11 protein-coding genes are annotated in these 10418 nt (G+C 55.5%); 4 read left to right on the top strand and 7 right to left on the bottom strand.

The window, feature by feature from the left end; all coding sequences use genetic code 11:
• The 3 genes from ACWWFX_RS23090 to purD form a co-directional block, all read left to right on the top strand.
• Positions 1–205: hypothetical protein (locus ACWWFX_RS23090; protein ID WP_473224863.1), on the top strand; the 205-nt coding region annotated here is incomplete at its 5' end.
• Between the two features lie 355 nt (positions 206–560).
• Positions 561–2150: a bifunctional phosphoribosylaminoimidazolecarboxamide formyltransferase/IMP cyclohydrolase gene (gene purH / locus ACWWFX_RS23085; RefSeq protein ID WP_276224695.1), complete on the top strand. Its 1590-nt coding sequence runs from the start codon at positions 561–563 to the stop codon at positions 2148–2150.
• Positions 2151–2161: 11 nt separating this feature from the next.
• Positions 2162–3451, top strand: a complete 1290-nt coding sequence (purD, locus tag ACWWFX_RS23080; RefSeq protein ID WP_473224862.1) for a phosphoribosylamine--glycine ligase — start codon at positions 2162–2164, stop codon at positions 3449–3451.
• On the opposite strand, the gene zraR is transcribed toward purD, so the two are convergent.
• Positions 3448–4773, bottom strand: coding sequence for a sigma-54-dependent response regulator transcription factor ZraR (zraR, locus tag ACWWFX_RS23075; RefSeq protein ID WP_473224861.1), 1326 nt, complete (start codon positions 4771–4773; stop codon positions 3448–3450). The genes purD and zraR overlap by 4 nt on opposite strands.
• On the bottom strand, positions 4770–6134 hold the full coding sequence (gene zraS, locus ACWWFX_RS23070) for a two-component system sensor histidine kinase ZraS (protein WP_473224860.1): 1365 nt from the start codon (positions 6132–6134) through the stop codon (positions 4770–4772). The genes zraR and zraS overlap by 4 nt, the downstream gene beginning before the upstream one ends.
• A 279-nt stretch (positions 6135–6413) precedes the next feature.
• Between zraS and zraP the strand changes: the two genes are divergently transcribed.
• Complete coding sequence (zraP, locus tag ACWWFX_RS23065) at positions 6414–6854, top strand: zinc resistance sensor/chaperone ZraP (protein WP_276224692.1); 441 nt, start codon at positions 6414–6416, stop codon at positions 6852–6854.
• On the opposite strand, the gene ACWWFX_RS23060 is transcribed toward zraP, so the two are convergent.
• The 5 genes from ACWWFX_RS23060 to hemE all read right to left on the bottom strand — a co-directional run bounded on the left by ACWWFX_RS23060 (position 6855) and on the right by hemE (position 10397).
• The gene (locus tag ACWWFX_RS23060; RefSeq protein WP_473224864.1) at positions 6855–7547 is read right to left on the bottom strand and encodes a DUF1481 domain-containing protein; all 693 of its coding nucleotides are present in this window, start codon (positions 7545–7547) and stop codon (positions 6855–6857) included.
• A gap of 12 nt (positions 7548–7559) precedes the next feature.
• Positions 7560–7832 (bottom strand): nucleoid-associated protein HU-alpha, encoded by a 273-nt coding sequence (gene hupA, locus ACWWFX_RS23055; protein WP_001044509.1) that lies wholly within the window; start codon positions 7830–7832, stop codon positions 7560–7562.
• Between the two features lie 186 nt (positions 7833–8018).
• Complete coding sequence (locus ACWWFX_RS23050; RefSeq protein WP_015966373.1) at positions 8019–8609, bottom strand: YjaG family protein; 591 nt, start codon at positions 8607–8609, stop codon at positions 8019–8021.
• A gap of 48 nt (positions 8610–8657) precedes the next feature.
• Positions 8658–9323, bottom strand: a complete 666-nt coding sequence (gene nfi, locus ACWWFX_RS23045) for a deoxyribonuclease V (protein ID WP_473224859.1) — start codon at positions 9321–9323, stop codon at positions 8658–8660.
• Positions 9324–9332: 9 nt separating this feature from the next.
• Positions 9333–10397, bottom strand: a complete 1065-nt coding sequence (gene hemE / locus ACWWFX_RS23040) for a uroporphyrinogen decarboxylase (protein WP_276224690.1) — start codon at positions 10395–10397, stop codon at positions 9333–9335.
• Positions 10398–10418: the final 21 nt, after the last annotated feature.

The following is a 10418-nucleotide window of genomic DNA, read 5'->3' as shown; positions in this document are numbered from 1 at the left end:
AGACTTGGTATTCATTTATCGTCTTGCGACGTTAAGAATCCGTATCATTGAGTGCCCACACAGATTGTCTGATAAATTGTTAAAGAGCAGTGCAACGCGGCGTGAAGCTCACCGTTGCGAGGTGGCGTATATTACGCTTTCCTCTTTCAGAGTCAACCCTGATTTTCAGGATTTTTCTCTTCAACCGAAGAGGCTGTTTGTGTGAAGTGATTCACATCTGCCGTGTCAGTGGGAGCGCATTATAGGGAGTTCTCGTGAGGCTGCAACCCTAAATATGCGGTAATTTTACCGACTGCTGAAATACACAGCAAAACCCCGCCTTATACCCACTTAACCACAGAGTTATCCACAGCCAGGCAAATTTTTTCTCTCTATAAAGGGTATCGTGACCGAATAATCCGGATAGCTCAAATGAAAAAGAAAAATTCGCGAGCGTTGCGCAAACGTTTTCGTTACAATGCCACCGCAAAACAAGGATGCCCCGTAAGGGGCGTTAGCTGAGTTTTTCGCGAAAAATTCAGCTAACGCTCTCTGTAATAGTCAAATCCAGGGGATTTACCATGCAACAACGTCGTCCAGTCCGCCGCGCTCTGCTCAGTGTTTCTGACAAAGCCGGTATCGTCGAATTCGCCCAGGCACTTTCCGCACGCGGTGTGGAGCTGCTGTCTACAGGGGGCACTGCCCGTCTGTTAGCAGAAAAAGGTCTGCCGGTAACCGAAGTTTCCGATTACACCGGTTTCCCGGAGATGATGGATGGACGCGTGAAGACCCTGCATCCGAAAGTACATGGTGGCATTCTGGGCCGTCGCGGCCAGGACGATGCCATTATGGAAGAACATCAGATCCAACCTATCGATATGGTGGTTGTTAACCTGTATCCGTTCGCCCAGACCGTGGCCCGTGAAGGTTGCTCGCTGGAAGATGCGGTTGAGAACATCGATATCGGCGGCCCAACCATGGTGCGCTCCGCCGCCAAGAACCATAAAGATGTCGCAATCGTGGTGAAGAGCAGCGACTACGACGCCATTATTAATGAGATGGATGCCAACGAAGGATCGCTTCTGCTTGCAACCCGTTTCGACCTCGCTATCAAAGCCTTCGAACACACCGCCGCCTACGACAGCATGATTGCCAACTATTTCGGCAGCATGGTTCCGGCTTACCACGGCGAAAGCAAAGAAGCCGCCGGTCGCTTCTCGCGCACGCTGAACCTGAACTTCATTAAGAAGCAGGATATGCGCTACGGCGAGAACAGCCACCAGCAGGCTGCCTTCTATATAGAAGAGAATGTGAAAGAAGCCTCCGTTGCCACCGCAACCCAGGTTCAGGGTAAGGCCCTCTCTTATAACAACATCGCCGATACCGATGCGGCGCTGGAGTGCGTGAAAGAGTTCGCCGAGCCGGCATGTGTGATTGTGAAGCACGCCAACCCTTGCGGCGTGGCTATCGGCAATTCCCTTCTTGATGCTTACGATCGCGCGTACAAAACCGACCCGACCTCCGCATTCGGCGGCATCATTGCCTTTAACCGCGAGCTGGATGCGGAAACCGCGCAGGCCATTATTTCTCGTCAGTTTGTCGAAGTGATTATTGCGCCGTCCGCCAGCGAAGAAGCCCTGAAAATCACCGCCGCCAAACAGAACGTTCGCGTCCTGACCTGCGGTCAGTGGGGCGAGCGTGTTCCGGGTCTTGATTTCAAACGCGTGAACGGCGGTTTGCTGGTTCAGGATCGTGACCTGGGGATGGTCGGCGCGGAAGAACTGCGCGTCGTCACCAAACGCCAGCCGACCGAACAGGAACTGCGTGATGCGCTGTTTTGCTGGAAAGTAGCGAAGTTCGTGAAATCCAACGCCATTGTCTATGCCAAAAACAATATGACTATCGGTATTGGCGCGGGCCAGATGAGCCGCGTGTACTCCGCGAAAATCGCCGGTATTAAAGCTGCCGATGAAGGTCTGGAAGTGAAAGGTTCCTCGATGGCTTCTGACGCGTTCTTCCCGTTCCGCGACGGTATTGATGCCGCCGCCGCTGCGGGCGTGACCTGCGTAATCCAGCCTGGCGGTTCTATCCGTGATGACGAAGTGATTGCCGCCGCCGACGAGCACGGTATTGCGATGCTCTTCACCGACATGCGCCACTTCCGCCATTAATGGAGCGACAGATGAAAGTATTAGTGATTGGTAACGGCGGGCGCGAGCACGCGCTGGCCTGGAAAGCGGCCCAATCGCCGCTGGTTGAGACTGTTTTTGTTGCTCCGGGTAACGCAGGCACTGCGCTGGAACCCACGCTGCAAAACGTCGCTATCGGCGTGACCGATATCCCGGCGCTGCTGGATTTCGCGCAAAACGAAAAGGTAGATCTAACCATCGTCGGCCCGGAAGCGCCGCTGGTGAAAGGCGTGGTCGATACCTTCCGCGCCGCCGGGCTGAAAATCTTCGGCCCAACCGCAGGTGCCGCGCAACTGGAAGGCTCAAAAGCGTTTACCAAAGATTTCCTGGCCCGCCATAAAATCCCTACGGCGGAATACCAGAACTTCACCGAGGTAGAACCTGCGCTGGCGTATCTGCGTGAGAAAGGCGCGCCAATCGTCATTAAAGCGGACGGTCTGGCTGCCGGGAAAGGCGTTATCGTGGCGATGACGCAGGAAGAAGCTGAAGCGGCTGTTCACGATATGCTGGCAGGCAACGCTTTTGGCGACGCGGGTCATCGCATCGTTATCGAAGAGTTCCTCGATGGCGAAGAAGCGAGCTTTATCGTGATGGTGGACGGCGAGCATGTGCTACCGATGGCCACCAGCCAGGATCACAAACGCGTAGGCGATAAAGATACCGGGCCAAACACCGGCGGGATGGGCGCTTACTCCCCTGCGCCAGTAGTAACCGATGAGGTTCATCAGCGCACCATGGAACGTATCATCTGGCCAACCGTGAAAGGCATGGCGGCGGAAGGCAACACCTACACCGGTTTTCTCTATGCGGGCCTGATGATCGACAAACAGGGCAATCCGAAGGTTATTGAATTTAACTGCCGCTTTGGCGATCCGGAAACCCAGCCGATTATGCTGCGCATGAAGTCCGATCTGGTTGAGCTCTGCCTGGCGGCCTGTGAAGGCAAACTGGACGAGAAAACGTCAGAGTGGGATGAACGTGCTTCTCTCGGCGTGGTGATGGCTGCGGGTGGATATCCGGGCGATTACCGCACCGGCGATGTGATCCACGGCCTGCCGCTGGAAGAAGTGGCTGACGGCAAAGTGTTCCACGCGGGCACGAAACTGGCAGATGACGAGCAGGTAGTGACCAGTGGCGGGCGCGTACTGTGCGCCACCGCGCTGGGTCATACCGTAGCAGAAGCGCAGAAACGCGCTTATGCCTTAATGACCGATATCCACTGGGACGACTGCTTCTGCCGGAAAGATATCGGCTGGCGCGCTATCGAACGCGAGCAGAACTAACGCGACAGTTTTGCCAATAGCGTTTTACGCGTGATCCCTAACTGACGGGCGGCTTCGGTTTTGTTGCCGCCCGTTTTCTCCAGCGCCGCCAGAATCACCTCTTTTTCCACTTCCACCAGCGGCTGAATATCCTGACTTTGGACCAGCGGGATCGGCGTACTGGCAATCGCCAGCGGCAGCTCGCGTTCGGAAATATATTCCCCGGTCAGCAGCACCACCGCTCGTTCCACCGCGTTTTCCAGCTCGCGAATATTTCCCGGCCAGTCGTAATGAATCAGCAAATCCATCGCCTGGGGCGTAAAGCCTTTTACCGCCTTGCGATTACGTTCGGCAAAGCGCTGAAGAAAATGGCCAGCCAGCAGAGGAATATCCTCCCGCCGTTGCCGCAGCGACGGCACTTCAATCGCCACCACGTTCAGGCGATAGTAGAGATCCTGGCGAAAACGCCCGGCATTCACCTCTGCGGCAAGATCGCGATGGGTCGCGGCAATCAGCCGGACATCAACCGAGATAGTCTGGTTGCTACCGACACGCTGAACTTCGCGCTCCTGAATCGCACGCAGCAGACGGACCTGCATCATCGGCGAGATATCGCCAATTTCATCGAGAAACAGCGTGCCGCCGTCCGCCTCAACAAAGCGCCCTTCCCGCCGTTTGTCGGCCCCGGTAAACGCCCCTTTTTCGTGACCGAACAATTCAGATTCCAGTAAGGATTCGTTGAGTGCCGCGCAGTTGAGCGTTACCAGCGGCTTTTCGCAACGTGCGCTACTGGCATGAATCGCTCTGGCGACCAGCTCTTTGCCGGTGCCGGAATCACCGTGGATCAGCACCGTGGCTTCCGATGGCGCGACAAGGGCGATTTCACCGAGCAGGTGTTGCATCGCCGGGCTTTTACCGACCATCCCGAACTGGCTGGCAGACACCGCAGGCGTTTCAGCGTCGACACTGTGCGTATGCGCGAGCGCCTTTTCCAGCGTCGCCTGCAGGTTATCGAAATCCAGGGGCTTGATGAGATAATCCAGCGCCCCGGTTTTCAGTGCCTCTACCGCCGTCTCGACGCTGGAGTACGCGGTCATAATCAGTACCGGAATCGCCGGGTTTAACTCTTTGATCTCTTTGAGCGTGGCGATGCCATCCATCTCTGCCATTCGCACATCGCAAAGCACAAGATCAAACACCTGTTCCCGCACCTGCTCCAGCGCCTGTCGCCCGCTGTTTGCAAGCGATACGTTATAGCCCCAGCCGCGCAGCAATGCCTGCAAGATAGTGCAGTGGCTAATGTCATCATCCACCACCAGGATATCGATATTATCGTGCGTCATCCTTGTGGGTCCTTACGCGTAATAGTGACCGGAAGCCAGAGGGTGAACGTTGCGCCTTTTCCCTCCTGGCTTACGACCTGAATTGTACCACCGTGTTGCTCAACAATATTATGCACGACCGCCAGCCCCAGCCCGGTGCCGTCGGCCTTCGTGGTGAAATACGGGGTGAAGATGGCTTCAAGCTGATCCGCCGCAATTCCCTTACCGCTGTCGGTAACGCTGATTTTCACGCCCGCGCCGCTTTCGCTGGCCGCCACGTTAATCACGCCATGCTGACCAATCGCCTGAATGGCATTGAGATAGAGATTCAACAGGACCTGAGTCAGCCTGTCCGGATCGGCCTGAATTTCCGGTAATGTATCGTTAGCGGTAAAACGTAACTGGATCTCCCGGCTGTTTGCATCCTGGCTTACCAGCTGTAATGAGTGGTTAATCAGCGTGTTGAGATCCACCGCCTGCAAAGCCAGATGCGTTGGCTTAACCAGTTCCAGCAACTCGCTTACCACGCGGTTTAAACGGTCGGCTTCTTTCGCCATCACCTGCGCCAGTTGGTGCGCTTCGCCCCCCGCAGGCGCGCGTTCGGCAAAATATTTCGCCAGCCCTTTAATTGAGGAAAGCGGGTTACGGATTTCGTGGGCGACGCCTGCCGCCAGATGCCCCAGCGCCACCAGCTTCTCTTTGCGCTTCATTTCATCCTGTAGAAGCTGGCGCGAGCGCAGATAGCGGCGATACCAGAAGAATGACAATACGCTTGCCAGCAAGACCGTCGCCAGGGCGAAGAGGATAATCAGGGTATTGCGCCATTCAGCCGCCCGCGTCGCCATGAAATCGCTGGCATCCACGGCGATAAAAATCGTTTGATCGGAAAAGCCGTTACGCTCATCCCGAGCCATGTTGTGCATGCCGTGGCGCACGGGCTGGAACTGACGATAGATTTCCATTGTGGGCATTCCGTCAGGCATCTCCGTATTCCGCCATTGAACGTCATGGCCGGGGCTAAGTTTTTGCAACTCTTCGGGAGAGTAAAGTAGCGTCCCCACGCGGCTAGCATCGCTGTGCAGAACAATAACGCCTTGCACATCCGTTACCGCAAACCATTCCACACCCGGCTGGCCCGCCATCTCTTTCAGAAGCGCCTGCTGCTGCGCATGATGCATCCGCATGCCCATACCGACACGGCTGCCTGACTCCAGCGCCCGAATGAGCACATTGCCTTTTTCCAGCAACGCTTGCTGGTCGGCCTGACTCGCTCGTCCGAAATCGCGAATCACCGTTACGGCAAAAAGCCCCACCAGTACGAAGATAATGGCGGGTAGCAACATACTCAGCCTAATGGCCAGAGAGTCTTTTGATTGTGACATGACTTGCTTCCGTTCAATCGGCGGTGGGTTCCCTGTATCAGCAGAAATCATGCCATGTTTGCGCGCGTGTTGTTCTGCTCTGTGACACAAATGCACGCGCTCAATGAGTAAAAATGACGCGCTCAATGAGTAAAAATGACGCGCCATAACGCAACGACCGGGTCATTTTTACCCGCTTTTACCGTGACGTAGTTGCGATTACCGCATGAGACGGCATTTCCCTTTCTGGCATGGAAGATGCAACAGTCAACGTGATACCCCTACCTTGAGGATAAGACCATGAAACGGAATAACAAATTAGCACTGGCGCTGGTTGCACTGTCTTTAACAATGATGAGCGCAAGCCCGGCGTTCGCCCGCCATCACGGTAACAACGGTCACGACTGGCAGCAAAATGGCCGGGCACTCACGACAGAGCAACAGGCCGCCGCGCAAAAAATTGATAATGACTATGCCGCGCAGTCGGGTACGCTGCGCCAGCAACTGATGTCGAAACGCTATGAATACAACGCGTTGCTAACCGCCACGGCGCCGGACGCCAGCAAAATTAATGCGACGGCCAAAGAGATGGAAACATTACGCCAATCGCTAGATGCGCTGAACGTTAAGCGAGATATTGCGATGGCCCAGGCGGGTTTCACTCACGATGCAGGCATGGGTTATGGCGGATGCCAGGGGAATCATGACCGAGGGAACTCGCGCGGCATGAACCACTGGTGATCAGAAGGTTTTTTCTGTTGGCTGCCAGGTACAGTAGTCCTGGTTAGCCACCAGCAGCAGTTGTGTCCCTTCAGATGATTCCAGCCAGGCAATGCTCACCTCTACCGATGAACGACGCTGGCGATTCTCAACATGCGCCAGCGCGCGGTTGTCGAGGTCAGGCTTCACCACCTCGCCTTTGCAGGTCGTTACGCTATGATCTGCATGCCAGCGCCCCTGGCGCAGTACCACGCGCCCCTGACGCAAGGCGTCGCTGGTCTGATGGATTTGCTCAGCACGGTAGCGGTATAGCGCTATCTGATCGCTGGAAAGCTGCTGTTTTTGTCCGTCAACTTCCCGCTGCATGAAGCTCAGTTCACCGCGACTGTCAAAACGGGCACGAATATGTTCGGAAGGTTTACTGTAGATATTCAGTTCAATCAGCGAGAGCTGATCGCCCTGCCAGCGGTATTCGCTGGTTGTGGTGGCCCCATTGTGCCACGGGCTGGAAACAGCCAGAAGATGGGTTTCTCCGCCGGAGTCTTTGCGCCAGATGCGTACAGCGCCCTGGTCGTCGGCATAGCCGCTGGCGGTGAATGGCGGCAACGCGCTGTTATGGCTACAGGCAGAAAGCAACAGTACGCCACCCAACGCCGCCACGGAGCGCCAGATAGACAAAAGGGGTGAGACCACCCCTTCGCTAAAACTGTTCACTGCCACGCGGTCTTACTTAACTGCGTCTTTCAGTGCTTTGCCAGAAACAAATGCCGGCACGTTAGCTGCGGCGATTTTGATTTCTTTACCGGTCTGCGGGTTGCGGCCAGTACGCTCAGCGCGGTGGTTCACTTTGAAGGTACCGAAACCAACCAGTTGTACAGCATCGCCTTCTTTCAGAGACTCAGTAATAGCAGCCAGAGTGGATTCCAGAGCAGCTTTAGCCTGGGTTTTGGACAGTTCTGCTTTGTCTGCAATTACATCAATCAGTTGAGTCTTGTTCATAAGTTATCCTTACAATGTGTTTATCGCTTGCTAAGCATCGAGTGCGACGAAAATGCCAGAAAAGCACTCTCCTGCATACACGCACCGATAGCCACTTTTTTTCGCCCCCCAAATGTAGACCAGACGGGGGGCGGAAGGGAAGCCTTCAGGCACGACAATTCAGGCGGTAAATCACGTTTTGTTGTCTCATTGCTTAAAATTTATACCAATATTGCTCTCGCCAGCCTCTTTGAGGTCTGCGCGCAGGCCTTTTATCAGTTCAACGTCCCGTTCTTCGCTGTCCGCTAAAACTCGGAAAATTTCCCACTGAATGTCCCATTCCTGTTCCACTGCCGGGTTCTCTTTGAGCTCTTCATCGGTCATTTCGCGACCAGCCTGAGTCATCTCCAGCATCGCGACGGTAGTGATTGAACTCTTACTGACTTCGATGGCGTGTTCCAGGGTTTCACCGCTCAAACGAGAATGCACCAGTTCGCTCAGCGCGACGCAGGCATCGATCGCCGGATAAACGCCGTACATGTCGAAATCGTCCGCCGCCGGGATCGCTTCTTCCAGCTTTTCAAGCTGGCTATCGAAGTTCACTTTGGCATCTTTTACCGTCAGCGTTTCCCAGATGAGATCCAGAATACGACGATAAACGTGCGGGTCGCCAAACTCTGACTCTTTGCAGAACATGGCGTAGTTCGGGTACATGCGTTCGCACAGGCAGGCCATAAAGGTGACGTGCTGCCAGCTTTCCAGCTTCTCCAGACGCAGGTGAATCGGGTTTTGTAACATGATGAGTTCTCAAATGCGGAAATTAGCCGCAGTTTACCTGAATTGTGGTTATTTTGCTGTAAGGCGCATAAAGGCAGCACGTTCAGAAGCAACGGCATCCGCCCAGCGTGTTGGCTCCGGCAGACGGTAGCCTTTCATACAGCGTTGCACCCATGAAAGCGCACTGTCAGTGCTAACGCGGTGCCCTGTCGCGATAAATAGCGGGTTGCAGCGCGCTTTACTGCGCCACACCCACGCCAGTTGCTCGCCTTTATCCATCAGCGGTGATAACGCACCGGGTTCGCTGTCGAGCGGCTCAAACGTACCGCAGAGGCGCTTTTTCGCCACGCCGATCGTCGGCACGTCCACCAGCAGGCCAAAATGGCTGGCGACGCCCAGACGGCGCGGATGCGAAATACCGTGACCATCGACAAACACGAGATCCGGTTTTTGCGACAGCTTTTCCCACACCGCCAGCAACGCCGGGTATTCACGAAATGACAGGAAGCCGGGAATGTAGGGCATGGTGGTCGCAATGCGCGCCACCTGATACTCCACCAGCTCAAGCAATGGATACTTCAACAGCACCATCGCCGCGCGCGTCACTTCACCGCCCTGCTCAAAACCCACGTCTGCCCCGGCGATCAGATCCGGCGGATCCTTATCCAGGCGATCCTCGCGGATCACGGAAGAAGCGAGTTCGATTTGTTGAGCGCGTAGCGACGCGAGATCCATAACCAATCCTTACTGATGATAAGGCGCAGAGAGGCGATGTACCGCCTCGACAAACGCCCCGGCGTGTTCCGGCGGCACATCCTGATGGATGCCGTGACCGAGGTTGAAGACGTGGCCTTCGCCCTTGCCAAAGCCCGCCAGAATAGTCGCCACTTCTTCCTCGATGCGCGCAGGCTGTGCGTAAAGCATGGAGGGATCCATATTGCCCTGCAGCGCCACTTTGTGGCCAACGCGGCGACGCGCATCGGCGATATCGGTGGTCCAGTCGAGACCCAACGCATCACAGCCGGTTTCCGCCATCTCTTCCAGCCACTGCCCTCCGCCTTTGGTGAACAGCGTCACCGGCACGCGGCGCCCGTCGTTTTCACGCAGCAAACCATCGACAATTTTGTGCATGTAATACAGCGAGAACTGCTGATAATCACGCCCGGTGAGCACACCGCCCCAGGTGTCGAAAATCATCACCGACTGCGCACCGGCTTTAATCTGCGCATTCAGATAGAGCGTGACGCTTTTCGCCAGCTTATCGAGCAGCAGATGCAGCGTTTGCGGCTCGGCATACATCATCTTTTTAATCACGGTAAACGCTTTGCTGCTGCCGCCTTCGACCATGTAGGTCGCCAGCGTCCACGGGCTGCCGGAGAAACCAATCAACGGCACTTCGCCTTTCAGTTCGCGGCGGATTGTACGCACCGCGTTCATCACATAACCCAGTTCGCCTTCCGGGTCCGGAATCGGCAGCTTATCAACATCCGCTTTACTGGTTATCGGCGAGGTAAAGCGTGGGCCTTCACCCGCTTCAAAATAGAGCCCGAGGCCCATTGCATCCGGGATAGTCAGAATATCGGAGAACAGAATGGCCGCATCCAGCGGGTAACGGCGCAGCGGCTGAAGTGTGACTTCGCATGCCAGCTCGGCGTTTTTGCACAGGGACATAAAATCCCCGGCCTGGGCACGGGTCGCTTTATATTCCGGTAAATAACGGCCCGCCTGGCGCATCATCCAGACAGGGGTGACATCTACAGGCTGACGCAGCAGCGCACGCAGGTAACGATCGTTTTTCAGTTCGGTCATTTTTCCATTCCTTGAGCTCTT

Source organism: Pseudocitrobacter sp. 2023LY-00077, assembly GCF_055796175.1.
Note: the sequence above shows the minus strand (reverse complement) of the source record. Positions and strands in the feature narration are given on the sequence as shown.

Coding starts and splice junctions, on each gene's coding strand:
- hemE (WP_276224690.1), bottom strand. CDS start 10,397: ATGACCGAACTGAAAAACGATCGTTACCTGCGTGCGCTGCTGCGTCAG.
- purH (WP_276224695.1), top strand. CDS start 561: ATGCAACAACGTCGTCCAGTCCGCCGCGCTCTGCTCAGTGTTTCTGAC.
- zraP (WP_276224692.1), top strand. CDS start 6,414: ATGAAACGGAATAACAAATTAGCACTGGCGCTGGTTGCACTGTCTTTA.
- ACWWFX_RS23050 (WP_015966373.1), bottom strand. CDS start 8,609: ATGTTACAAAACCCGATTCACCTGCGTCTGGAGAAGCTGGAAAGCTGG.
- hupA (WP_001044509.1), bottom strand. CDS start 7,832: ATGAACAAGACTCAACTGATTGATGTAATTGCAGACAAAGCAGAACTG.
- zraR (WP_473224861.1), bottom strand. CDS start 4,773: ATGACGCACGATAATATCGATATCCTGGTGGTGGATGATGACATTAGC.
- purD (WP_473224862.1), top strand. CDS start 2,162: ATGAAAGTATTAGTGATTGGTAACGGCGGGCGCGAGCACGCGCTGGCC.
- nfi (WP_473224859.1), bottom strand. CDS start 9,323: ATGGATCTCGCGTCGCTACGCGCTCAACAAATCGAACTCGCTTCTTCC.
- zraS (WP_473224860.1), bottom strand. CDS start 6,134: ATGTCACAATCAAAAGACTCTCTGGCCATTAGGCTGAGTATGTTGCTA.